The sequence below is a fragment of the Acidobacteriota bacterium genome (assembly GCA_039030395.1).
Classification (GTDB): Bacteria; Acidobacteriota; Thermoanaerobaculia; order Multivoradales; family JBCCEF01; genus JBCCEF01.
This window is the reverse complement of the sequence record JBCCEF010000023.1, coordinates 29726-52966: the sequence shown is the minus strand read 5'-3', so window position 1 is coordinate 52966 and position 23241 is coordinate 29726. Positions and strand designations below refer to the sequence as shown.

At 64.7% G+C, this 23241-nt stretch carries 18 protein-coding genes; 10 read left to right on the top strand and 8 right to left on the bottom strand.

Annotated elements, in window-relative coordinates:
* Positions 1-190: 190 nt before the first annotated feature.
* Positions 191-1315 (top strand): MBL fold metallo-hydrolase, encoded by a 1125-nt coding sequence (locus AAF481_17230; protein MEM7482920.1) that lies wholly within the window; start codon positions 191-193, stop codon positions 1313-1315.
* On the opposite strand, the gene AAF481_17225 is transcribed toward AAF481_17230, so the two are convergent.
* Positions 1292-4030, bottom strand: coding sequence for a serine/threonine-protein kinase (locus AAF481_17225; protein ID MEM7482919.1), 2739 nt, complete (start codon positions 4028-4030; stop codon positions 1292-1294). The two genes, AAF481_17230 and AAF481_17225, sit on opposite strands and share 24 nt — an antisense overlap.
* Positions 4023-4595: an ECF-type sigma factor gene (locus tag AAF481_17220; protein ID MEM7482918.1), complete on the bottom strand. Its 573-nt coding sequence runs from the start codon at positions 4593-4595 to the stop codon at positions 4023-4025. Before AAF481_17220 ends, AAF481_17225 begins: the two co-directional genes overlap by 8 nt.
* A gap of 294 nt (positions 4596-4889) precedes the next feature.
* On the opposite strand from AAF481_17220, the gene AAF481_17215 reads away from it, so the two are divergent.
* From AAF481_17215 to AAF481_17205, 3 genes are all read left to right on the top strand, one after another.
* Complete coding sequence (locus tag AAF481_17215; protein ID MEM7482917.1) at positions 4890-6518, top strand: hypothetical protein; 1629 nt, start codon at positions 4890-4892, stop codon at positions 6516-6518.
* A 114-nt stretch (positions 6519-6632) separates the two neighbouring features.
* On the top strand, positions 6633-8984 hold the full coding sequence (locus AAF481_17210) for an ABC transporter substrate-binding protein (protein ID MEM7482916.1): 2352 nt from the start codon (positions 6633-6635) through the stop codon (positions 8982-8984).
* Between the two features lie 140 nt (positions 8985-9124).
* Positions 9125-11701: a hypothetical protein gene (locus tag AAF481_17205; protein MEM7482915.1), complete on the top strand. Its 2577-nt coding sequence runs from the start codon at positions 9125-9127 to the stop codon at positions 11699-11701.
* A 284-nt stretch (positions 11702-11985) separates the two neighbouring features.
* On the opposite strand, the gene AAF481_17200 is transcribed toward AAF481_17205, so the two are convergent.
* From AAF481_17200 to AAF481_17175, 6 genes are all read right to left on the bottom strand, one after another.
* Positions 11986-12780: a hypothetical protein gene (locus AAF481_17200; GenBank protein ID MEM7482914.1), complete on the bottom strand. Its 795-nt coding sequence runs from the start codon at positions 12778-12780 to the stop codon at positions 11986-11988.
* 350 nt (positions 12781-13130) lie between these two features.
* Complete coding sequence (locus AAF481_17195; GenBank protein ID MEM7482913.1) at positions 13131-13778, bottom strand: response regulator transcription factor; 648 nt, start codon at positions 13776-13778, stop codon at positions 13131-13133.
* Positions 13775-15490, bottom strand: coding sequence for a GAF domain-containing sensor histidine kinase (locus AAF481_17190; protein MEM7482912.1), 1716 nt, complete (start codon positions 15488-15490; stop codon positions 13775-13777). Before AAF481_17190 ends, AAF481_17195 begins: the two co-directional genes overlap by 4 nt.
* Before the next feature lie 108 nt (positions 15491-15598).
* Positions 15599-16360 carry a hypothetical protein gene (locus AAF481_17185; GenBank protein ID MEM7482911.1) on the bottom strand — a complete coding sequence of 254 codons (762 nt, stop codon included), beginning with the start codon at positions 16358-16360 and terminating at the stop codon, positions 15599-15601.
* 25 nt (positions 16361-16385) lie between these two features.
* Positions 16386-17081 (bottom strand): phosphoribosylanthranilate isomerase, encoded by a 696-nt coding sequence (locus AAF481_17180; GenBank protein ID MEM7482910.1) that lies wholly within the window; start codon positions 17079-17081, stop codon positions 16386-16388.
* A gap of 243 nt (positions 17082-17324) precedes the next feature.
* Positions 17325-17525 carry a hypothetical protein gene (locus tag AAF481_17175; protein ID MEM7482909.1) on the bottom strand — a complete coding sequence of 67 codons (201 nt, stop codon included), beginning with the start codon at positions 17523-17525 and terminating at the stop codon, positions 17325-17327.
* A gap of 56 nt (positions 17526-17581) precedes the next feature.
* Here AAF481_17175 and AAF481_17170 point away from each other — a divergent pair, with 56 nt between their 5' ends.
* The 6 genes from AAF481_17170 (at position 17582) to AAF481_17145 (ending at position 23235) form a co-directional block, all read left to right on the top strand.
* A complete protein-coding gene (locus AAF481_17170) occupies positions 17582-18127 on the top strand; it encodes an RNA polymerase sigma factor (GenBank protein MEM7482908.1) in 546 nt (181 codons plus the stop codon).
* Positions 18124-18717 (top strand): hypothetical protein, encoded by a 594-nt coding sequence (locus tag AAF481_17165; protein ID MEM7482907.1) that lies wholly within the window; start codon positions 18124-18126, stop codon positions 18715-18717. Before AAF481_17170 ends, AAF481_17165 begins: the two co-directional genes overlap by 4 nt.
* A gap of 5 nt (positions 18718-18722) precedes the next feature.
* Entirely contained in the window at positions 18723-19499 is a 777-nt protein-coding gene (locus AAF481_17160) for a hypothetical protein (protein ID MEM7482906.1), read from the top strand.
* A 106-nt stretch (positions 19500-19605) separates the two neighbouring features.
* Entirely contained in the window at positions 19606-20385 is a 780-nt protein-coding gene (locus AAF481_17155) for a hypothetical protein (protein ID MEM7482905.1), read from the top strand.
* Between the two features lie 710 nt (positions 20386-21095).
* Positions 21096-22088 (top strand): M28 family peptidase, encoded by a 993-nt coding sequence (locus tag AAF481_17150; protein MEM7482904.1) that lies wholly within the window; start codon positions 21096-21098, stop codon positions 22086-22088.
* A 295-nt stretch (positions 22089-22383) separates the two neighbouring features.
* Positions 22384-23235, top strand: coding sequence for an IPTL-CTERM sorting domain-containing protein (locus tag AAF481_17145; protein ID MEM7482903.1), 852 nt, complete (start codon positions 22384-22386; stop codon positions 23233-23235).
* The last annotated feature ends 6 nt before the right edge of the window (positions 23236-23241 follow it).

The window sequence follows — 23241 nt, the reverse complement described above, 5'->3', positions numbered from 1 at the left end:
GGATGGTGCCGAGAGTGCGAAAACCCGGTCGCGAGGCCGTCCCTTCGTTGGGAGCCGGCGGTTCCATGGATGTCAAAGCCCAGGGTCCCGTGGATCTCAAAGCCAAGCGAGGTCCACGATGTTGCTAGCAAGTTCATTGTTTCCAAGAGCTTCGACGTTCGTCACGAGCAGCATCTGGGTTGCTTTGCTGGTGGTCCTGACCGTGCCCGTGGCCACCGTTGACGCCCAGGAGGTGCCGCCGTTCAAGGTGCACTTCATCGATGTGGGCCAAGGGGATGCGACGCTTTTCGAATTTCCCTGTGCGGCGATGCTGGTCGACGCCGGAGGGGAGAAGAACCCGAGATTCAACAGCAACGAGACGCTCGTCGAGTACCTCCAGGTTTTCTTCGCGGAGCGCCCGGAGCTGGACCGCACCTTGAGGCTGGTCGCTCTCACCCATCCGCACCTGGACCACACGCGCGGCATCGAACCGTTGTTGCTGGCGGGGATCCGAGTCGAGAACGTGGTGACCAACGGCCAGACCGTCGGTTCCGGTGGTCGAGGTCAGGAGGCGTTGCAGACCTACGCCCAGCAGCCTGGACGAGCCGCTCGCGTCGTCGAATTCGACCGCCTGTCCGATGTGGCGCCGCAGAGGGATGAGGTGATCGACCCCATCGATTGCCGGCAGGGGTCGTCGCCGCACGATGTCGACCCAGAGATCGAGATCTTGTGGGGGTACCTCAAGGAGGATCCGGGCTGGGGGTACGAGGTATTCGACGGCGAACGAAAATATCACTTCAGGGACCAGAACAACCACAGCTTGGTGATCCGAGTTGAATATGGAGACGCTTCGGTCCTGCTCACCGGGGATCTCGAAGAGGTGGCCATCGAGGATCTGGTGCGACGCTACCCGCAGGATGAGCTGAAGTCCGATGTGTATCAGGTGGGGCACCACGGCTCCGCCAACGGCACCACCCGAGCATTGCTCGACCGGATCCGGCCCAAGGTTGCGGTGCTCTCCATGGGGCCGAGCGATCGCAAGTGCCGGTTTTGGTGGAGCGGTGGCTGCTGGACCGCTTACGCATTCGGGCATCCGCGCAAGGGGGTGGTCGAAATGCTGGAAGATGCCGTTCGGCTCCGGCGCGGCTCGCCGCAAACGGAACCGGTGGCCCGTAGGGCCAAGCGATTCGAGCCCATGACTCTGAAGAAGTGCATCTACGGCACCGGTTGGTCCGGCACGGTAGTGCTGTCGCTGGACAAGACCGGCTGGATCGAGCTGGTAGAGCCCGCGGACCAACCCTGCGGCGCGGCCTCACCCGCCGCAGACTCGGGCTGAACCGGATGCCTCAGCCTCCCCGCTTCGGCCCGTATCCCGAAGAAAATCCAGCAGCTCTGCACGTGCCTCTTCGACCTCCGGCGAATCCGCGGCCATGGTCTCGCGGCGGATGTCGAGGGCGCGGCGGAGGAGGGGCTCGGCCTCTTCCACCCGCCCCTGGCTGCGGTAGAGGCGGCCGAGATTGAGCAGGGTGTAGGTGATGAACTGGCCGCGCGGGCCGCTGTGTTCTTCGATCTGCGCCAGGCTTTCGAGGAGGACGGCTTCGGCTTCTCGATCTTTGCCTTGGGCGGTGAGGGCGCGGCCCAAGTCGCCGAGGGTAATGCCGTGGAACGGGTGGGACGGGACGAGCGTTCGTTCTTGATCGGCTCGCAGCTCGCGGAAGTCCGCCTCGGCGCCGGCCGCATCTCCCTGATCCAATCGCAGGCTGGCCAGGTTGTGCCGCAGGCTGATGGCGGCTCGGGAGTCGGCGCCGGCAATCTCCGCGACGATCGCCAGGGCGTCTTGCTGCAACCGTGTCGCCTCCGCCAGCTCACCGAGGCCGACATAGCTCGCGGCGAGGGTTTGCTGGGTCAGCGCCACCTTGAAGGAGTTCGGTCCGAGAAGGGTGTTGTGGCTGCGGATGGCCTGCTCTAGCAGGGGGATGGCGGCTTCATGTTTGCCTTGGTTGATGTAGGCATGGGACAGCGACTCGATCACCTGGACGTGTTGAAAACTCTCTTCTTCGAAGTGTTGGCGGGAATGGTCGAGGGCGCGCAGCAGAACGGCTTCGGCCTCCTGAAACTCACCGTGCTGCAGCTTGGCCTGCCCTAGCAAGCAGAGAAGAAAGGAGAACTGCCCGGGATCGGGTCGGTCGAGGGCTTCCATGACCACCAAGGCCTCGGTTGCCAACCGGGCGCTTTCCTCGGCCTGACCGTTGGACAACAGGACGTTGGCCAGTCCCGCGGCAGCAGTGGCGATTCGCTCATGGCCGGCCGGCAGGACGTCCCGCCGCAGGGCGAGGGTTTGGCGCAGCGGCTCGATCGCCTCGGGGGTCTTGCCGGCTTGATAGAGGAAGTCACCATAGGTGCCGAGGACGTAGGAATGCTCCAGGCGATGGTCTCCCGGCGCGTTTTCGGCGATTCGGAGGGCTTCCTGGAGAATGTCGTCCGCTTCGTCGAAGAGTTCCAGGTGGCTGTAGATCTTGCCTACCGCGGCGAACAGCCGGGCCCGGCCGCGGAGGTTTTGGGACGACGGGTCGCGAAGTTGCCCGAGGCCCCGCTGGAGGATCTCGAGGGCGGTGAGGTCGCGGCCGGCGGCGCCGCTGAGGTTGGGATCCGACACGTCGAAGAGGTCGATGAGGAAATCTTCCACCGCGACGGCTTCCCGGCTCCTCGTCTCGGCGATCTGGCGCTGCTGTTCCGCCCGCTGGGCGGCGGCGAGGGTCTGGTCCCGTTCGCGGGCCAGGCGGATGGTGAAGCTGATGACGAGAAAGGCGATGAGGAGCGCGGTCCCGACGGTGGCGGCGACGGGCAGGGCGTTGCGCCGGATGAACTTTCCCAGTCGATAGTGCCAGGTGTCCGGGCGGGCGGAAACCGGTAGGCCGGCGAGGTAGTTGTTGAGATCGTCCCGCAGACGGCCGACGGACTCGTAGCGCCGGCCGGGTTCCTTGCGCAGCGCTTCGAGCACGATGGTGTCGAGGTCGCCGCGCAGTTCTTGGGCCGACGGCAGGCCCGGGGCGACGTCCTTGGCCGGTAGGAGAGCCCGCATCTCGCTCGGTCGCGCGACGTCCTCCTGGCAGATCGCTCGCTCCGCCTCGGCCGCCGTGACGGTACGCACGTCATAGGGCAGGCAGCCGGCAAGCAGTTCGAAGGCGAGCATGCCGAGTTGGTAGATGTCCGAGGCGACGGTGATGGCTTCTCCTCGCACCTGTTCCGGGCTGGCGTACTGGGGCGTCAGATAGTTCGCCGAGGTCAGATCCTGAGCAGGCGCTTCGGTTTGCCCGGCGGATGGGGCCAGGAGCTTGGCGATGCCGAAATCGAGCAGCTTGATCTGGCCGTCGCCGGTGACCAGGATGTTCGATGGCTTGAGATCCCGATGCACCACCAGTTGTCCGTGGGCCGCCTGGACGGCTTCGCAGACCTTCGACACCAGGCCGAGGCGGGCTTTCAAGGCGAGGCCTTTGTCGCGGCAGTAGCGATCGAGCGCCAAGCCGTCCACGAATTCCATGACCAAGAAGGGGTGGCCCTCGTCGGTGACCCCGCCGTCGAGCAGCCGGGCGATGTGGGGGTGCTCCAGATCCGCCAGAATCTGCCGTTCCCGGGCAAAGCGCTCCTGGGCGGTGCGGTCGCCGCCGAAGGAGAGGACTTTGATGGCGACTCGCTGGTCGAAGTGACCGTCCGCCCGCTCGGCGAGGTAGACCACCCCCATGCCGCCGCGGCCGATCTCGCGCAACAGGCGGTACCGGCCGAGATCTGCGCCCGGCTGGAGGGGCGATCCGACCGTCAGGTGCCGCAGGAATTCGTCATCGATGGCGCCACCGGGCCGTAGCAGGGAATCCGTTGCGTCGGCCGCCGCCAGCAGGGAGGCCACCTGCTGGCGCAGACGGGAGTCCTCGCCGCAGGCCTCCCGCAAGCGCCGGGCGCGGCGATCCGGCGGAAGATCGAGCAACTCCGAGAGGAGTCGGTCCGCTTGCCGGTCTCTGGCACTCGGTTCCTCCGGTGGCCGGCGATCAGCCATCGGCCTGTCCTCGCCCCGGTTCGGCAGGGCTCAAGAGCTGGTGCAGCCAGGCTTTGGCCCGCAACCAGTCGCGGTGCACCGTGCGCGGCGAGATGCCGAGGGCTGCCGCGGTCTCTTCGCGCGAAAGGCCGGCGAAGAACCGGCACTCAACCACCCGGCACATCCGCTCGTCCAGGGCGCGCAGACGATGGAGGGCCTGGTCCACGGCCAGCACGTCCCGGGCGTGGCGGGCGTCCGCATGGAGGGAATCTTCCAGGGTTTTCGGCCTTTGGCCGCCGCCGCGCTTGGCGCTCAGCCGGCGGCGCGCCGTGTCCACCAGGATGTGGCGCATGGCGTGCCCCACCACCCCCAGAAAGTGCGATCGTCCGTCCCACTGGGGGTTTGTCTGCTGGGCGATCTTGGCGAAGGCCTCATGGACCAAGGCGGTGGTGTTGAGGGTTTCTCCCGGCCGCAGGCGGCGGCGCTGGAAGTGCGCGATGCGGTGGAGATCTCCATAGAGCAGCGCCACGAAGTCTTCGAAGGCGCGGGGCTCCCCTCGCCGATGGGCCTCGATGAGGTCGGTCACGGAACGGGTTTCGCTGGGCCTTTGCATACACCTCTCCCATCCGTTCAGCCTCGCAAGAAAAGCACCATCAAAAGAGAAGGTACGAGTGTATCAACGCAACGGGATACTCCAGACAAGGTGCAAGTCGGGCGATCTAAGCGGCATCGTCCGCTGGATCTCGACCGCTTTGGCAGGTTCTCTCCCGCTTTCTCGTGTACGGGAGTAAGGAGCGGATGTTGCCCATGAACTTCTAGAAAACCGTTCCGAAACCCGGCGAACCGATCCCTCGGTATGCCGCTTCTGGAGGAAAGATCCATGAGAAGGATTTCATTACTCGTTTCAGGTTTGACCCTCGCGGTGTTGTTCTCGGTCGGCCCGGCCGCTGCCAAGACCATCACCGTCAACTCGCCGCTAGACAACAATGTGACAAACGATGGCGACTGCACGCTGCGCGAGGCGGTCCAGTCCGCACAGAACGACAACATGAACCAACCGAACCAGGACTGCGCCTGGGGCCAAGGTCCCGATGAGATCGTCTTCAGCTCGGCGGTCGGCAGCGCCGTCACCCTCAATACGCAGGTTCACCTGAGCTCCGACCTGGTCATTCGAGGCCCGATGACCATCAAGAGCGCGGGATTCGAGCGCCTCTTTCGAATCGGCGGCAAGTTCAACATCGAGTTCCGAGATCTGGCCCTCGAAGATGGCAACGAGTCGGGGGCTGGCGGCGCCATTCTCATCGCTTCGCCGGCCGCTCAGGTGGACATCGTCAATTGTCGGTTCCGCGGCAACGTGGCGGAAGGGCTGGGCGGCGCCATCAGCAGCGCCAACGCGAAGGTGACCATCAAGGACTCGGAGTTCGCGGTGAACAAGAGCGCTTCGAGTGGCGGCGCGCTGCACGGCAGCAACATGTCGATCTCGAACTCGAGTTTTGAAAGCAACATGGCGGATCTCGGAGGAGGCGCTCTCTTCTGTGCGAGCGGCAGTTCGAGCCAGCCGGTCCTCATCGAACGAACGTACTTCGCGACGAATATTGCCTGGGGCAAAGTCTCGAACGGGATACAGACCGGTGGCGGCGGAGCGATCATGAGCAATTGCTACCTCGAGGTGTTGAACAGCGAGTTTCAGGCCAACATGGCCTTCGGTGTGGTCGGTGGAGGCGCCCTACTGCACGGCTCCGCCGGCGTCGCGACCATCACCCGCAGCCTCTTTCAGGTCAACAGCGCCGGCTGGGGCGACGAGCCCTCCGGCGGCTCCGGAGGGGCGATTCTCGCGCGCGGAGAGCTCCATCTGCATCGCAGTGTCCTCACCGACAACGTGGCCCGAGGAGGCAATGGCGGTGGCGGCGTCTACTTTGAGAATTCCCAGGGAAGCTATGTCGTGAACAGCGCCTTCATGTGGAACATCTCCCAGTTCGACCAAATGCATGCGCTGCGGGTTCGCCCTCAAATGCCTCGCAGTGGCGGCGCCATTGGAATCTATGGCACCAGCGAGGTGGAGTTGATTCATACCAGCCTGGTCGGCAACTACGGCAGAAGTGAAATCAACTACGAGATCGTCAACTCCCCCGGCCATGTGTACCTCAAGAACTCTTTGGTGGAGGGCCATTTCACGGACAGCACCTGCGACGGCAATGGCCTACCTCTGATGCTGGGTGGAGAAACCATCTCCAGCGGTGGCAACCTGCAGCTATCCCCCACCGCGGCGACCTGCCCGGAGGTACCAGAGACCAAGACGTTTTCAAAGGTCTTCCAGGGCGACTTCAATCTGTCGACACCCGCGGGGCTGCTGACCTTCGAGTATCCGGTGCCCGATCCTGCCGGCCCGGCGGTGGGCGGGGCGGTTGGGAGTTTCTGCACCGCTGCGGGCGTTTGGGCGATCGATCTGCTCAACCTGCCCCGAACCCAACCCTGTGACATCGGTGCGGTGGAAGTGCCGATCCCGTAGCTCGTTCGGCGACCTGATGGGTTGCAGTCGCCGCTTCACGGACGGCTGCAGCCCGCCGCTTTGCCCTCGTCTTTTTTCTCGGGAGATGCACTGCGGTTTCGGCTGCCCTCCCCGTTGAGTAGTATCCTGCTGGAAGAGCCGCAAGAGACTCTCGACGACGAGGATCCCGCCGTGAAGTACTGTCCGTTGTGTGGAAAGGAGTATGCCGAGGGCGAAGTATGCCCCGGCGACGGAGCCGTTCTGGTCCACACCCAGCAGGAGTCCGACCCGTTGATCGGTACGGTGCTCAAGGGCACCTACCGCATCGAGGAACAGATCGGAGCCGGCGGCATGGGGGCGGTTTTCCGCGCCGTTCAAACGCCCTTGGACCGAGACGTCGCCGTCAAGATCCTTTTGCCTTCGGCCCAGTCTACTCCCTCGATGATCTCGCGCTTCTTCCAGGAAGCGCGGCTACTGAGCCAGCTCAGCCACCCGAACGTTGTCGGCATCATCGATTTCGGCAACACCGAGACCGGCATGATCTTCATGGTCATGGAGTACCTCACCGGCCAGACCCTCTCCGCTCTCGTGCCGGAAAAACAGGGCCTGCCCATGGCCGATGCGGTCCACTGGATGCACCAGGCCTGCGCCGGAGTGAGCGCGGCGCACCGCAATGATCTCGTGCACCGGGACCTGAAGCCCGAGAACCTGTTCATCGCGTCGAGCCGGAGCGGCCCGGACACCCTGAAGGTGCTCGATTTCGGCATCGCCCGCACCCTGGAAGGGGCGGAGGGCACCCGCCTGACCCAGATGGGTTTGCTGATGGGAACGCCCGGCTTCATCGCGCCGGAGCAGATCGAGTCGCCGGCGGAGGCCGGCGCCCGCTCCGACATCTATGCCCTCGGGGCGATCCTCTTTTTCATGGTCACCGGGCACCGGCCGTACTACGGGCAGACGCCGCATTCGGTGCTGGTGCAGCAGATGCAGCGGCCGCCGCAGCTCGATCTCGGCCTCCTCGCCGAGCAGCCGGCCGTCGCCGCGGTGATCGCCAAGGCGATGGCCATCGCTCCGGAGAACCGCTTCGCCTCCACCGACGAACTGGTCGAGGCCCTCGATTCGGCCGTCGGTGGGCCGGACTCGGCGGTGCCGCCGACTCTCGTCAGCGCCGCGGCGAGCAGCCCCGCCGGAGGGCCGTCGGTTGCGCCCACTCTGCTGAACGAGAAGACCGCCGCGCCTGCCCGCGGTGCCGGCGGCTGGCGCCGGTGGCTGGTGCCGGCGGTGCTCGCCTTGATCCTGTTGGCCGGTGGATTCCTCTGGTGGCGAGGCGGGGCGAACGACGCTGCGGATTCGGCCGCCGGTACCGTCGCCGCCGAGGACCTCCGGGGTGTGACCGACTCCCGGATTGCGATCGGCATGAGTGCCGCCTTCTCGGGGCCAGCGCGCGAACTGGGCCGGGGCATGCAGACGGGGATCGAGACGTACTTCCGGGAGATCAACGCCGACGGCGGGGTGCACGGCCGAGATCTCGAGCTGATCGCTCTCGACGATGCCTATGAGCCCGACCGGGCGGTTGCCAATATGATCGAGCTGCTGCATCAGCGCGACGTTTTCGCCATTCTCGGCAACGTCGGCACTCCGACCGCCGCGGTCACCGTTCCGCTCGCCGTAGAGCAGGGGGTGCCCTTCTTCGGTGCCTTCTCCGGCGCCGATCTGCTGCGCCGCGACCCTCCGGACCGCTACGTCTTCAACTACCGAGCGAGCTACGCCGAAGAGACCGCCGCGCTGGTCGACTACTTCCTGGAGGATCTGGGATTCGAGCCTTCGGAGATTGCCGTCTTCGCCCAGGACGACGGCTACGGTGATGCGGGCTACGAAGGTGTGCGCTCGGCGCTCGCGGCGCGCGGCTACGAGGGTTCGGTGCTGCGCGTCGGTTACCGGCGCAACAGCCTAGAATTGGACGGCGCCGTGGAGGGGATCCAGCGCCGGCGCGCGGCGGTCTCCGCCATCGTCATGGCCGCCACCTACCGGCCGGCCGCCGAATTCATCCGTCGTTTGGTGGACGACGGCATCGAGCCGGTGTTCGCCAACCTCTCCTTCGTCGGCAGCCGCGCCCTGGCCGAAGAACTGGCGGGCTTCGGACCGCGCTACGCCGAGGGCGTGATCGTCAGCCAGGTCGTACCCCACCCGGAGTCCGCCGAGCCCGGCGTCGCCCGTTATCGCGAACACCTGGCGCGCCACTTTCCATCGGAGCAACCGGGCTTCGTCTCCCTCGAAGGCTACTTGGCGGCGCAGGTGTTCGCCGAGGCGCTCCGCAGCGGCGCTGATCCCCCGACCATCGAAGAGTTCCTCACGGCAGTCCAATCCCTCGACTACGATGCCGAAATAGGCGCCGGCCTCGCTTTTGGTCCGGACCGCCACCAAGCCTCTTCGAAAGTCTGGGGCACGATGATCGACGCCTCCGGGCGATACGTCGAACTCGACCTCTAGGTCGGCGGCCAGACCGTCGGTCAGCCCTTACTGAAAAATCTATCTCTTCTCGCTTGTCTTCTTGGAAGCGGTCTTCAGTGACCGCGCCGCCGGGCGCTCCGGCCGGGTGGCGAAATGAACGATCCAAGGAGGATCTTGCGATGCGATGTCTTCGACTTCTGGCACTCTCGGCTTTCGTCTTTTCCACTCTCTCTGCTGCCGCCATGGCGACCGTGCAGACGCCGGTACCCATTCCAACGGACGCCATCCCCGGCACCTATGTCGACCTATTCGACGACGGGGTTGTAGGCCCCGAGTTCTCGCCTATCGGCGACGCCACGCTGGTCGAACAGGGTGGCCAGCTTCACGTCTACCAGGGCTCCGCCGGTGGCGGCGTGCTGGTGAAGTACCCGAATCGGGTGGCAGGCCAAAGCCTGTTCGTGTTCTGCGCCCGCGTCGGGTTCCCGATCGACCAGCTCGGTCCCGATGACTGGGTTTCTTTCGAGGCGGTGGATGTGGCGTCCGGTGGCCTGGTCAGCCGGCGGTCGCAGGGCAAGGCCACCTGGACCATCACCAAGGATCCCGACAATCCCAACAAGTACACCTACAAGGTCTACAAGGACGGCAACCTGACCACCGAAGGGGAAGCGACCATCCCCGAGGGCGCCACCGGTTTCCGGATCGACAAGGTCCCCGGCACCAACATGGTGATCGGCGAGGTGCTGTTCCCGGACAACAAGTGGGAGAAGCTGTGGGAGCACGATCCGCCGGAGATCCCCTTCGGCACCTTCTCGGTGACCAGCAATCTCGAAGAGTTCGCCCTCGACGAGGTGATGGGTGGTCTGCACACCGACGATGGCTCGAGCGAAGGGGCTACCGGTGACCTCGTGCCGGTGGTCGTCGAGGACGGCGGGTTTTCCTTTACTCCGCTCGGCGGCAACCTCTACGACGTCGAGGTGGTGGTGGAGGATTGGGTGACCTTCGCCCAGGAAGGCGAAGCGGTGTTGCCCTTCGCTCTGGAGGTCGGCGGCGAGCAGGCGGTGGCCTTTGAGGTCAAGTGCCGCGGCGGCACCGGTGGCACCTGCTCCGGCCAGTCGAGCTGTTCGACCAAGACCTGCCCGGACATCGAGTACGACATCGGCGACGGCAACGGCTACCGGACCTATTCGGGCACCTGCAAGAAGGCTCAGATCGGTCTGCCGCTGTGCTCGTGCAGCTATTCCCTCAAGAAGACGCTGCGGGCGGTCGAAATCCTGCCCAACGAGCTGGTCACCCTGGTGGTGGATCCGAAGAACGAGATTCCGGAGATCATCGAAGGCAACAACCGCACCTCGACTCGGCCATCGGTGGAGCCCTTCGGCATGGTGATGGCGCATTCCTGCCGGGATGCCGACGCGGACCGCAAGGGCAAGACCGACGACCGGGCGGCCAAGGAGTTCCAGACCACTATCAAGCTGTCCTCCGGCTACTTCGACGCCTCGCGCATCGCGCCGGAGACCATCCAGATGGTGCCGGTGACCCGCGACGGCATGTCCAGCCGTTCCGTTCCTCTTTCCACCTACCGCACCGACGGCCGCACCGTGGAACTCGATTTCGCGGACGACGGCTCTCTGGACATGCCCGACTGCCCGACGGAGATGGTCGTGCTCGGTGCCGCCGGCTCGCCCTTGCAATTCTGGTCCGTCAGCGTGCCGGCGGTGGTGTTCGGTCCGGCCTACCCGGCGTCGGTGGTGCGCTCGCTGATCGGCCAGCTCGAAGCGCTGACCCCGACCGACGCGGAGGTCGGCACCCCGCAGGTGCAACCCAATTCAGTCACCGACCAGCTGGTGGCGATCGGTGATCTGGCGCTGCCGGAGCTGGTCGCCACTCTGTCGACCGGCAGCCCCGGCCAGAAGGCCTTCGCGGCCTTCGTTCTCGGCGAAATCGGCAACCCGAGCGTCATTCCCGACCTGGAGGCGCTGCGCGATGCGCTCGAGAACCAGTCGCTGCCCTTGCAGGAACTGGACTATATGCAGCTCGCCGAGGCGCGCGAGGCAATCACCGCCTTGGGCGGCGCACCGCTGACCACCGGTCCCGGCGATACTGGCGATCCCAGCGATCCGGACATCGAGGTCTGCGCCGACGGGGTTTGCAAGCCGGTGGAGAAGCGCTGCTGCGTGAGCGCCGTGGACGCCGTGACCAGCGGCCCCTTCCAGGGCGGCAAGCGGGCTGGCGACTACTACCCGGAGCGGGCGAACGACGACGGTACCTCGGATCGCTGGAGCGGCGACGGCAGCACCGCGGGTCCGCACAACATCGGCAGTCCGCCGGCCCAGCGGACCGGCGCCCTGGTGCAGATCGTGGGTACCATGGACGGCGACCGCTCCTGCTGCACCATCTCGCAGCACTTCACCATCGAAAAGTCCAACTACGACCAGGACTCGGCGCCGGTGGGAGAGAACATCGACGATCTCGGCCGCAGCGGACGCGACGTGCAGAACGCTCCCTTCCGCCAGCAGCACGGCGCCAATGGGGACTCCTTCTGCGATTACCCGGCGCGCCAGTACAACGCTCCGCCGGGGCGGCTCAACTACTGCCGCAAGCAGCGCTTCACGAGCTGCTACCACTCGTATCCGGACTCCGTGCCGCCGTGCCAGTGGGAGAAGTGCTGTGTCACGTGGGTGCTCGAGCAGAACGCCAACGGCAACAACGCCACCACCACGGTGACGAAGATCGGTAGTTTCTGCTCTAACGGTTAGGTCCCGAAACGGGAAAAAAAGACCCCTTGGGCCGGCCGAGGCCCAAGGGGAACCTTCCCCATCGAAGCGAGGGAAGTGGGTAGGGGAGACAGGAGAGGAAGATCGAGAACCGCTAGCAGGGTGCTGAACTTTTCGGCACCCTGCTCCGAGCCCGAAGGGCGAGGCGGCGGCTTGGCCGCCGAGGATGGGGTGAGCCCGCAGGGCGAGGGGGCGCCCAGCCCCCTCAAAATGAGCGGCTAGCAGGGAAGCTGAAATCATAGGGCGAAGCCCTTTTCAGCGACCTGCTAGCGAATGATGGCGCCGACGGTGGGGTTGACCTGGGAAACCTCTTCCAGGGTGACCTCTTCCAGCGTCGGGTGCGGGGCCTTTAGGTCGGCGTAGGTGATAGCGCCGCCGTTCGGGCTGGTGCAGAACAACTGCTCGACGTCGCGCAGCCGCACGGTGACCTTGAGCAGGCCATCGGAGAAGGTGAAGAAGCGCACGAAGAAGTCGAAGCCGGTGACCTGGCGATCGACCGGTTCGAGGACGCAGAAGCCCGGCTGGTTCGTCACCTCGGCGGTGGGGATGCCGGTGCGGCGGCGGAAGGGCGATTCGGTCAAGGTCGGCACGCCGTCGATCCGGTCGAGCACGCCGAAGACCATCGCGTCGAAGTCCCCTTCGCCACCGAGGAAGGCATCGCTGCCGTCACCCGGCGCCCAGATGTTGATGTCGTTGCCGGAACCGCCGAGGATGATGTCTTTGTTCGGTGCCACGAAGGCCTCGGGGCCGCCGATCAGGATGTCGTCTTCGATGCCGCCGCTCAGCAGGTCCGCGCCGAGCAGGCCGATCAACACATCGGGACCGTCCTGGCCTTCGAGCACGTCGGCGTTGTCGAGGCTCTGGTTGATCGCCGAATCGGCGGGCTGCACCAGCGGATTGTCCTGGTTGTCGTCGTCGGCACCGATCACCACGCCGGCGCGGGTAGCGTCCTTGACGGCGCCGGCTTCGGCGCTGCCCGGCAGCAGGATCAGTCCGGTGAGGGCCAAGAGGGCGAGGGCGAAAACGAAGGGGTTGGAAACGGTCTTGAGGGTCTTGGTCATGTCGGAATCTCCTTTGAGATGAGTTGTGCTGCTTGAGAGTGAACTCATCTTGGCGGCCGGCGGGCTGTGGCACAGCCCCCGATTTTCCGAACCTGCTAGGGAGGATCGTGGGAGAGGATTCCCTTCGATGGAGGGGGTGGGACCTGTCGAAAGTTAGGAGACCGCGAGGGCTAGCCCGTCCTTCTCACCATCCTTCTGCTGCGAGGTCGTATGCACCTGCATCTGCTGCGTCTTCGGGCCTCTCCGCTCCTCGACGTACTTCGAGTACGCCTGTGTCGCTTCGAGAGCCCAGCTCCTTGCAGCTACAGGCGCCTACGCCCTCTCGCTACGAAGTTGGTGAGAACAACGGGCTAGCCGTTGTTGACGAAGCCCTCGCGCACCGCCAGCAGTGCCGCTTGGGTACGGTCGTCTACCGCCAATTTGGAGAGGATGGTGCTGACGTAGCCCTTGATGGTGCCCTCGCTCAGGTGGAGGGTGCCGGCGATCTGCTTGTTGCTGCGGCCGCGGGCGATCAGTTCGAGGACGCTCTTTTCCCGTGGCGTCAGGTCGTCGATGGGGGAGGGCTCCGGCGGTGCCTGGACGCGCTGCATGAGGATCCGCTGGGCTTCCGGATGGAGGGCCGGCCGGCCCGCCCGGGCGCCGCGGATGGCGCGCACCAGATCGCCCTTTGAAGCGTCCTTGAGGAGGTAGCCCAGGGCGCCGGCCTCGATCGCCTGGCGCACCTGGTGATCTTCGACGAAACTGCTCAGCACCAGGACGCCCGCGCGGACGTCGCGGCGGCGGAATTCGGCGAGGGTTTCCAGGCCATCCATTTCGGGCATCACCAGGTCCAGCAGAACGACATCCGGATCTTGCGCTGCGACGAGTTCGAGGGCTTCACGGCCGTTCGCCGCTTCGCCGACCACTTCGAGGTCGTCGAACTCTCCAAAGAGAGTCCGCAGCCCTTCACGCACGATCTCGTGGTCGTCGACGATCAGCAGGGTGATGGGTTCGGTCATGGCGTCTCCGGGTTCTCTTTCTGCGGAATCTTGATCTCGATGCGGGTGCCCATGCCGGTCGAACTTCGAAGCCGGAAGTCTCCGCCCAGGCTGCGCACCCGCTCGCGCATCGAAAGCACTCCCATGCCGCCTTCCTTCGCCGAGCGCGCCAAGGCGCGGCGAGCGTTGAAGCCGATGCCGTCATCCTCCAGGGTGAGGTGAATGTTGCCGGGGGAGTGGTGGAGCTTGACGGTCACCCGCTGGGCGCGGGCGTGCTTCGAGACGTTGTTGAGGCCTTCCTGGGCGATGCGAAAGAGGGTCTCTTCGACGTCCGGCGATTGGCGCCGGTAGCCATCCCAGCGGCGGGTGACTTCGAGGCCGTCCCGTTGGGCCTCCTCCAGCAGATCTTCGAGGGCGGGCAGGAGGCCGTCGCGTCGCACCCGGAAGATCGTCGGTAGCGGAAACTCGCCGGTGGTGATCTTCATCGGTTCTTTCGCCGGGCGCAGCTCGCGCAACAGAGCCCGCATCTCCGCCAGGGCGGAGCGGTTCAATTCCAACAGCCGAGCCAGGCGGCGCTCGCCCTCTTCCGCATCGCGCCGGTAGGCCTGCGGCACCGCCTGGGCGATGAGGGTGGCCGAAAACAGCATCTGGGTGACCGAATCGTGCAGGTCGCGGGCCAGCCGTTGGCGCTCTTCGAGTACCGCCAGGCGCTGCGCCTGCTGGTAGAGGGAAGCGTTCTTGATCGCTACCGCCAGATGATCGGCCATGATTTCGAGGCTGGCGGCGTCCTCCTCCGTGAAGGATCCGCTGCTCTCGACGTTCAGCACACCCAACACCTCGCCGGCGAGAAGAATGGGTACCGCCAGCTCGGCCCGGATGGTGGCCGAGCCGGGGGTTGGCACGTAGCGGGGATCGTTGCGCACGTCGTTGACCAGCACCGTCTTGCGGCTGCGCACGGCGGCGCCCATGATCCCCTGGCGGATCGGTAGCCGATACTCCCGGGTGATCAGGTGCCGGTAGCTGCCGCCGACGGCGGAGAGCACCAGGGTCTCGGGATCGTGGGGGTCGACAATCGGAATAGCGACATTGGCGTAGCCGAGGATGTGGTGGGTCGCTTCGGCGGCATCCCGCAACATGTCGTCGAGATCGAGGCCGGCGGAAATGATGCGCGCCACCTTGGCGATGAGGCCGAGTTGGTCGGCCCGTTCTTTCTCCCGCCGGTAGCGCTCGGCATTGTCGATGGCGATGCCCGCGTGGCGGGCGAAGAGGCTGAGCATCTCGACATCGATGCTGTCGAAACGGCGGGGTGGCGCCGCGCCGATGCCGAAGAAGCCGACCAGGTCTCCGCGCCAGAAGATCGGCACGCCGAGCACCGCATTTTCCGCCAGCTTCGGCAGGGCCGGTTTGGGCACCGCGCCGTAGCGTGTGAGGTTCACCGGCTCGCGGCGCAGCAAGACCTGGCCGGCCAGGCCCTCGCCGGCGGCGAACTCCGAACCCAGCTCGCCCTCGGGCATGCGGTACACCGCGGCGATGCGCATGACCTCCCGCTGCCGGTCATAGAGGCCGATGCTGCCGTCGTGGGCTCCCAAGAGTTCGCAGGCCAGCCGCACGATGCGGGTGAGGAGCGGTTGGAATTCGAGTTCGCTGCTGACCTCCTCGATCACCTGGCGCAGGGCTTCCTGCTGGCTGAGAAGCCGTTCGATGCCGGCGTTGGTTTCTTCCGTTGGGTTCATGGTGGCTCGCAACAAGTCCTACCGGCCAGTTTAGCCTTGTGCCGGCAAGGGCCACCACACACTTTCGGCAGGGTTCGCCGACCGACGATGGAGGGGGCCTCGAGATTCCTACGAGGCCTCGTCCGCTGCGCATCGGCCTTCCCGGGTGACGCAGCAGACCAGGAACAGGAGAACCCGCTCTTGGTAGCGCAAGAGATTGTTCTTGGCTGCGAACACCAGCAGGGTGCCGAACAGGGCGATGAACACCAAGGGCAGGATCAGGGACAGGGCCAAGGCGCCGGCAGAGACTCCCGCACCGGCGAGCAAGACCAACACGGTCAAGGCGTACAGGCAGTATGAAAAGACCAGTGCCAGCGCCGAGTTGGCTTGAAACTCGAACCAGGAGAAGTAGCTCTCGCGGACGTAGGAGAACTTTTCGAAGTCGACCATCGGCAGAAAGTAGGTCTCGATGGAAGCCTTTTCGCAGTCTTCGTCCGAACCGGTGAAGGCCTTGAGTTCCGCGTTGGCTTTCTTTTTCAGCTCGCGGCGTGCGGCGATGAGTTGGGGATCCAATTCCTTTTCGACCCATGCGCGGAAGGACGAGTTGGCGAACTGCCACAACAGAGTGTTGGTGAAGAAACCGAGCATCAGGGAAAGCGGAATCATGAACGCCCCGAAGACGGTGGCGGCCACACTGTTCTGCAGGACGATCTGGGAGAAGAACGAGCGCTCGAAGAGCGATTGCCAGAGAGAACCGCCGGCGTCGTCGCCCGCGGGCTGCGCTACTTGATAGATGAGGTCAAAGATGAATAAAACGCCAACGCTCGCAATGAGTCCGGGTATAAAAGTCTTAATGATCTTGCCGAACGAAAAGGCGCTCAGGGGATTCACGGAGATGCTCCCTGGTCAAGGCCTGCTAGCCGGTTTGTTCTAGAGAAACGGACTCCCTTTGCCCTGGCTCGGTTCGGAGCTGTTTCGCTCGGGCGATGAAGCGCCGCACTCGATCGGGATCCTTGCGTCCGGGTTTTCCCTGCACTCCGGTGTTGACGTCCACGCCGAAAGGTTGGACCCTTTCAATCGCCGACTCGACGTTGTCTGGGCCGAGTCCACCGGCCAAGATCACCGGAAAACCCTCCAACGCTTCGCGAATCCTGCGACTGCGATCCCAATCGTGAGTCTTGCCGGTGCCACCGATGCGCTCACCCACCCGGGTGTCCAGGAGGATGGCGTCCGCGGCATAGGACGCTTTCATGGCTGCCTCGTAGGACTCGCGGTCGTCGCTATGCACCGCTTTGATGATCTTGAGGTGGGGCAAGGCGGAGCGCAGGTTCGGGATGTCGCGGATCGGAAAGTCGCCGTGCAGCTGCACGGAGCTGACTCCTACTCGAGCACAAAGGTCGCGCACATCGGCCAAGTCCGTAAGGTGGGTCACCAGCACTGAGGTGACGAATGGCGGTAACTCGGAGACCAGGTACCGCGCTCGGTCGGCGGTCAGTCGATCGGGCGTTTCGTAGTGCAATCCCACCAAGAAGCCCAGGGCGTCCGCTCCGTATCCGAGCGCGATGCTCGCGTCTTCGAGGGTGGCAATGCCGCAGATTTTGACCCGGGTCACGGCGTTTTTTGAGGGCTGCGCCATGGGCCGAGGTTACCATGTGGGACGGCGAGGCAGACCCGAGGCGACGCGAGAACTCAAGGGGTTTCGGGAGCCGCGGAACCGGCAGGTGAGGGAAAGTCAGCCGGGCACTCCCCTGAAGTAACCTTTCGCCGGGAAGGCGATACCTCCTCCTGAATGAAGGCCCAACCTCAGGGAGGAGTGATGAAATCTCGTATCGCGCTCATTGTGTGGCTTCTGGTTTCACCGGCCGCGTCGTGGGCCGAGGCTGCTGCGACGACCGGTCTCGAACGGCGACTCGATGAGTGGATCGCGTCGCGGGTTCTGGAGCGAGACCTGGCGGGCGCTGTTCTGATCCGCCGGGGAGGAGATACCGATGCCGGCGACGGCCGCGGCTTCGGTGTCGAGGTTTTCCGGCGCGGCGCGCGTCGGGTGATCGGTCACGATGGCGTGACCTGCGGCGATACGGCTTTTTTCGGGTGGTATCCGGGGAAGAAAGAATGGCTCCTGAACCGACCGACGAGGCCTTGATGGAAGCGGTGAGCCGTGGCGATCTGTCGAGCTTGACGCCGCTTTTCGAGCGCCACGCACGCCGCCTGTTCGGTTTTCTACGCGGCCTCGTCGGCAGCCCGAGCAGCGCCGAGGACCTGGTGCAGGAGACCTTTCTCAAGATCCTGCGCCACCGGCGGAGCTTCCGCCCGGGCAGCGCGTTTCTGCCGTGGTTTCTCGGCATCGCTCGCAATGCCGCTTGGGCCTTTCTCGACCGGCGCTCGCGCATGCCGTCCGGGGCGTTGGAGGAGAGGGTGGACGCGGATTCCCCGGAGCCGCTCCACCTCGCCCGGGAACGCGCCGCCGGCGTGACCCACGCCCTCCGGCAACTGCCCGCCGTGGAGCGCGAAGTCCTCCTACTTTCCTACTTCGAGGGCCTCCGGCATCGCGAAATCGCGGAGCTTCTCGGATCCACCCCGGGGGCGGTCAAGGTGCGGATCCACCGCGCCCGGAAGGCCGCTCGGCAGCATCTCGCCGAATGGGAGAAACCAGCATGAAGACACCGACCGAAGATCATCTGCTCGACGATCTCGCGGCCGACGCGCCGATGCGGCGCATGCGCTCGCGCTTCGAATCGCTGATGAAGGAAAAGCCCCGCGGGCGGAAGAGCCCGAGCCGCTGGCTGGCCTGGGCCGCCGCGGCCGTCTTGGCGGTCGCCGGCTTTCTGGCCCTGCGCCCCACGCCCACTCCGCCGCCCGACGACCTGGGGGACCCTCGCATCGTCTTGGCCTTGCTGCAAGACCCATCCACCTTCGAGCGGCTGCGGGGGGTCAGCGCGGCCGGTGATTTGGGACCGGCCCAGCCCCTGCTGACGGAGGCCCTGCTGCGGCGCCTGGAGGAGGACGACAGTCTGAACGTGCGCCTATTGGCTCTGGAAATCTTGCTGGATCAGGACCTTGCGGTAGACCAAACGGATCGCCTGATCGAACTGCTGATGCTCCAGGAGACAGCGATTGTGCAGGCCCATCTCGGATTGCGCCTGCGACAACAGCGGTTCGTGTCGCCGCGGGATTTCGAACACTTGATCGCCCGCCCCGAGGTGCTCCGGCAGGCTCGGGTGGCGCTCAGTCCCAAGGAGGAAACATGAGAAGGATGGCGTTGTTTCTGATCTTCAGTCTTTGTTGGTGGATGGCCCCGACGGTGGCCCTGGCGGAACGTATTGAGGTACAACTCACGAGTCCCTCCGAGCCTCTGGAGCTGCGGGTGGAGATCCTCTGGGGAACGATCGAGGTGGCGGGGGAGGAGGGCTTGCGGACCCTGACGATCGAGACCTTTGGGGATCGGCCCGGAGAGGTCGGCACCGCCCGCATCGAGGTGAATGAGAACGCCAATGTCGTGAGTATTCGTCAGGATTCCCTCCGGCCCGGTGTCATGCGGAGCGCAAACCTGCGGATCCGCACCCCGTTCCGGACCAGTGTCGACCTGCGCATTGAACGCGGCGGCGACATCGAGGTGAGCCGCCTTGAAGGGTTGGCTGAGATCACCAACCTCAACGGCTCCGTCGACCTCGAACGACTCTCCGGGGCGGCGGCGGTGAATGCCTCCAACGGTGCCATCCAGGCCCATTTCACCGCCGTCGAGGCGGGTCGCGACATGATCTTCACCTCGCTCAACGGCAGTGTTGAACTCTGCCTGCCGCCGAGTTACTCCGGCCATCTCCATTTGAGCACCGCCGGCGATCCGATCTTCGTGACCCTGCCGTGGCATCGCGACCCGTCGACGCGCACCGTCGAGCCCGATGGCGAACTGGATCTCGAACGCGTCGAAGTGAGGGGGCGAGTCGGCTCCGGCGGAGCCGACCTCCGCGCCTCGACCCTCAACGGCGAGATCCGGTTGGAGACATGTGAATCGCATCGGCCGGAAGCCTGACGGGCCGCTGAAATGGAATCGTCCGACCCGAACACCCGTAGTTGAGACACTACTGCTTGTAGCCGTCATCGAAGGGTTTCGGTTTTCTTTTTTCAGGGAGGATTCCATGAAGAGATGTCTGTTTCTTGCGCTGGCCGTGTGGTTCCTATTGCTTGCGGGACCGGTGGGGGCGGATTCCGAGCTGCAGTGTGAGGGTGTGCCCTACCAGATGACTCCCGGCGCCGCCGAGGACTTCGTGAACAGCCCCACCAATATGTTGACCTGTACCGCCGGCAAGTACGCGCTGTGCTACTACTCGGGAGCCGATCCCCTGCCCTGCACCGCGGATGGCGACCATGCCGACTGCCTGTGTCAGGTGTACGAGGCTTCCGAGGCCCAGCCGATGTACGTGGAGATCGGCGGCATTTTGAACGAGTGCATTTACGACGAGACCGTCGAGCAGTGCGGCGAGGACGGCTCGAAATGCCAAAACTTCTGCACCGGCGCGCCGGACAGTCCGCCCTGCAAGAACCTGGACCTGCCGTCCGATCCGCCTACCGCGACGGTGTGTGAATACATCCGCCGGAACCTCTTCAATCCGGGCTACGAATTCATCTCCACCTTCAGCTTCGCGAAGGTGATGGACCCCAACAGCAACGAGAAGTTCAAGCTGCGCTGCACCGAGGACAAGGGCCGCTACGCCGGCTGCATGACGGCGCCTTGCGATGAGCTGCAGAAGGGTGAGAACGGAGAGACCTACGTCGAGTGTGCTTGTCCTCTGTGGCCGGACGAAGGCGAGGCGGACTACCAGTACGGTCGCGGCTGCAACGACACGCCGACCGGCAACTGCGATCTGGCGTCGAACCAGGTGTGGTCCGCAGCCTACAATCCGGCGGGCTGTCCTTAGCCTTGAGTTCCCCTGCCCCCGCGAGCCGGTGTTTTGTCGCTCGCGGGAGTTCCGCTACTCGGTCGTCTGATCCCAAGCTCCGGTGTTCCCGGACTCGAAGCCGTCGTCGAAGAAGGTCTCGAAGATCCTGGAGGTCACCTGAGGCGGGCCATAGCCTCATGCTGCCAGGTAATCCGGGTCTCCGTCCGGTGTCGGGGATGTGCGCGTGACCTACTCCGAAGGATCGGAGCTGGCGAGGTAGGTTGGTGAATTCCATAGAAGCCGACGACTTTCTTCCGGATCTCAGCGAGGGAGGTGGATTGGTAGTTCACTTGTAGTCAGTAGAACGGCGGCAGCGGCTCCTCAGCCGGCGGATTCGCCTCGCACCCGATCAGAACCAAAAGGCACGTGACACGGATGCAGCGCAGAGTGGGGGTCCTTCTTATCTCGACTCCGCTCCCCGGTCTGACCTTCCTGGGCCCGTGGGCGCCCATTTTCGTTTTTCAAGAGGGTACGGAATGGCCCTAGGGGGCGACCGCATCACTTCTGGATTCCAGTGTCTGCCTTGCGGATTCTCCGCTGGCCATTCCAGCGATATCTCCGTCGGGCTGGTGGGATGGGTTGTCTTTCTAATGTTGGCCGGAGTGTGGGTGTCGTTGCGACGTCAGAAAGGGGCAGCCTAGGTCTTCTGGGTGGTGACGGGCCGGAGTCGTCCTCCGTAGACTGCATCGATGAATGCCCTGATGCGGTCCTTGTTTCGAATCGTCCTTGGAGTCGGCGCGGGGCTCCTTCTGCTCGGCTTCGGTCTCGGCGCGCTTTTCCGGCAGCCCACCTTTGGAAAGGACCGAGTTGCCGGTTTGCCCAGAGCAGATCCGGAGATTCTGCGGCGTCATGTGGAGTATCTGACCGGTCCGTGTCATCCCCGGTCGGTCGAAAATCCGGCCGGACTGAACTGCGCGGCGAACTACATTCGCCAGGTTTTCGAGACCTCGGGCCGAGACGTTGAAGAGCAAGTCTTTTCCGCCCGTGGTGACTCCTATCGCAATCTTATTGTGCGCTTTGGCCCTCAGGACGCGGAGTTGACGATCATTGGAGCCCACTACGACAGCTTTGGTCTCTTTGGTCCGAACCCGGGTGCGGATGACAACGCGAGCGGAACGGCCGGTCTGCTAGAGCTTGCCCGGCTGTTCGGCGAGCATGCGCCACCCAGCCGAGTGGAATTGGTGGCATTCGCCAACGAGGAACCGCCGTTCTTTGCAACGCCCCACATGGGTAGTGCGGTTCATGCGCGATCGCTGAGAACTCGTGATCGGCCCGCAGTGGCGATGATCTGCTTGGAGATGATCGGCTACTTCACTGAATATCAGCCGTGGCCGAGTCACCTACACCGTTGGCTTTTTCCTGCCCGCGGCGACTTCATCGCCATCGTGGGCCGACTCGAGGATCGTCGCCTCGCCCGGCGTCTCAAACGCGCCTTTCGAGGTGCTACCACTGTGCCGGCCTACAGTTTCTCCGCTCCTCGATGGATGCCTGATCTCGACGCCTCGGACCATCGAAATTATTGGGCCGAGGGCATCCCATCGGTGATGATCACGGACACGGCATTCCTCCGAAATCCGCACTATCACTCGCCCGGTGATACGGCGGCGACCCTCGACTACTCAAGCATGTCCGGGGTGGTGGATGGCGTGATGAATGCCCTTTCATTGGCACCCGAAGAGTAGCTGTTGGTGGACTCGACTCCAGGTAGACGAACAGAGTTCGTTGAATCTGGGAGGATCTCACCATTCAATCCAAGCTCGGATACTCCGCCGAAGCGATCCGGGCGCGCTTGAATGCCGGCCCGCGGTCGAGCGATCTGCGGCATACGGATTGGCGGTTCTGGTTCTCTTGCGCTTATCCACTTATGTATACTGGCTGTGTTGCGGAACTAAAGATGTCTGCGATTGAGTCGTAGACCAACCGTTGGTAGAAACCGAAGATCCCCCACAAGATGCGGGTTCTTCCGGAGGAGAGTTCATGAAGAAGGGGATGATTTTTGTGGGTCTGGTGTTGGTCGTCGCGGTTCTTGCGGTTCCGGCCGGGGCACAGGATTTCTTCACCATCCAGGCCAGCCAGGACACCACCATCTATGACGATCAGCCGGTCAACGGCGCTTGCGGTGCCGGCGGCGGCCAGCTCGCCAACGGTTCCGGTCCCAATCTGTTCGCCGGGTATCTTGAGCCTTTCGACGACACCAAGCGCGCGCTGGTGGCCTTCGACCTCAGCGCCATTCCGGAGGGCGCGACGGTCGTCTCCGCGATGTTGACCCTGAACGTCAACCGCACCGTCAATGCGGGTCCCTTCGACTTCTCGATCCATCGTCTGTTGTCGAGCTGGGGTGAAGGGCCTTCGAATGCGACCACCGCCGGCGGCGGTGGCGGCGGCGGCGGCGCCGGTGATCAGGCCGTCGCGCCGGACGCCACCTGGTGCGAGCGGATGTTCGGCAGCGCAGACTGGATTACCCCCGGCGGCGACTTCGCGCTGCCGAGCGACACCATCACCATCGACGGCCCGGAGCCCCTCGGCCTGGGACCGGCGACCTGGGGCTCGACGCCCGAGATGGTGGCCGATGTCCAGGGCTGGGTCGACGACCCGGGGAGCAATCGCGGCTGGATCGTTCTGGGTACCGAAATCCTCGATCCGGGCGGTGCGTCTCCCAAGCGCTTCGACAGCCGTGAGGCCACAGACCCGGCCGTCCGCCCGACCCTGGTCGTCGGCATCGAGCCGATCCCGGTGGTGGCGATTCCCACCCTCGGCCAGTGGGGCCTGTTGCTGATGGCTGGCCTGCTTTTGGGCGGCGGCCTCTGGGCCGTCGGCCGCATGCGCTGAGTCCGG

What these genes read in the sequence shown, in the direction of transcription:
- AAF481_17225 (MEM7482919.1), bottom strand. Translation starts at nt 4,030, where the DNA reads ATGGCTGATCGCCGGCCACCGGAGGAACCGAGTGCCAGAGACCGGCAA.
- AAF481_17215 (MEM7482917.1), top strand. Translation starts at nt 4,890, where the DNA reads ATGAGAAGGATTTCATTACTCGTTTCAGGTTTGACCCTCGCGGTGTTG.
- AAF481_17205 (MEM7482915.1), top strand. Translation starts at nt 9,125, where the DNA reads ATGCGATGTCTTCGACTTCTGGCACTCTCGGCTTTCGTCTTTTCCACT.
- AAF481_17200 (MEM7482914.1), bottom strand. Translation starts at nt 12,780, where the DNA reads ATGACCAAGACCCTCAAGACCGTTTCCAACCCCTTCGTTTTCGCCCTC.
- AAF481_17195 (MEM7482913.1), bottom strand. Translation starts at nt 13,778, where the DNA reads ATGACCGAACCCATCACCCTGCTGATCGTCGACGACCACGAGATCGTG.
- AAF481_17190 (MEM7482912.1), bottom strand. Translation starts at nt 15,490, where the DNA reads ATGAACCCAACGGAAGAAACCAACGCCGGCATCGAACGGCTTCTCAGC.
- AAF481_17170 (MEM7482908.1), top strand. Translation starts at nt 17,582, where the DNA reads ATGGCTCCTGAACCGACCGACGAGGCCTTGATGGAAGCGGTGAGCCGT.
- AAF481_17165 (MEM7482907.1), top strand. Translation starts at nt 18,124, where the DNA reads ATGAAGACACCGACCGAAGATCATCTGCTCGACGATCTCGCGGCCGAC.
- AAF481_17160 (MEM7482906.1), top strand. Translation starts at nt 18,723, where the DNA reads ATGGCGTTGTTTCTGATCTTCAGTCTTTGTTGGTGGATGGCCCCGACG.
- AAF481_17155 (MEM7482905.1), top strand. Translation starts at nt 19,606, where the DNA reads ATGAAGAGATGTCTGTTTCTTGCGCTGGCCGTGTGGTTCCTATTGCTT.
- AAF481_17150 (MEM7482904.1), top strand. Translation starts at nt 21,096, where the DNA reads ATGAATGCCCTGATGCGGTCCTTGTTTCGAATCGTCCTTGGAGTCGGC.
- AAF481_17145 (MEM7482903.1), top strand. Translation starts at nt 22,384, where the DNA reads ATGAAGAAGGGGATGATTTTTGTGGGTCTGGTGTTGGTCGTCGCGGTT.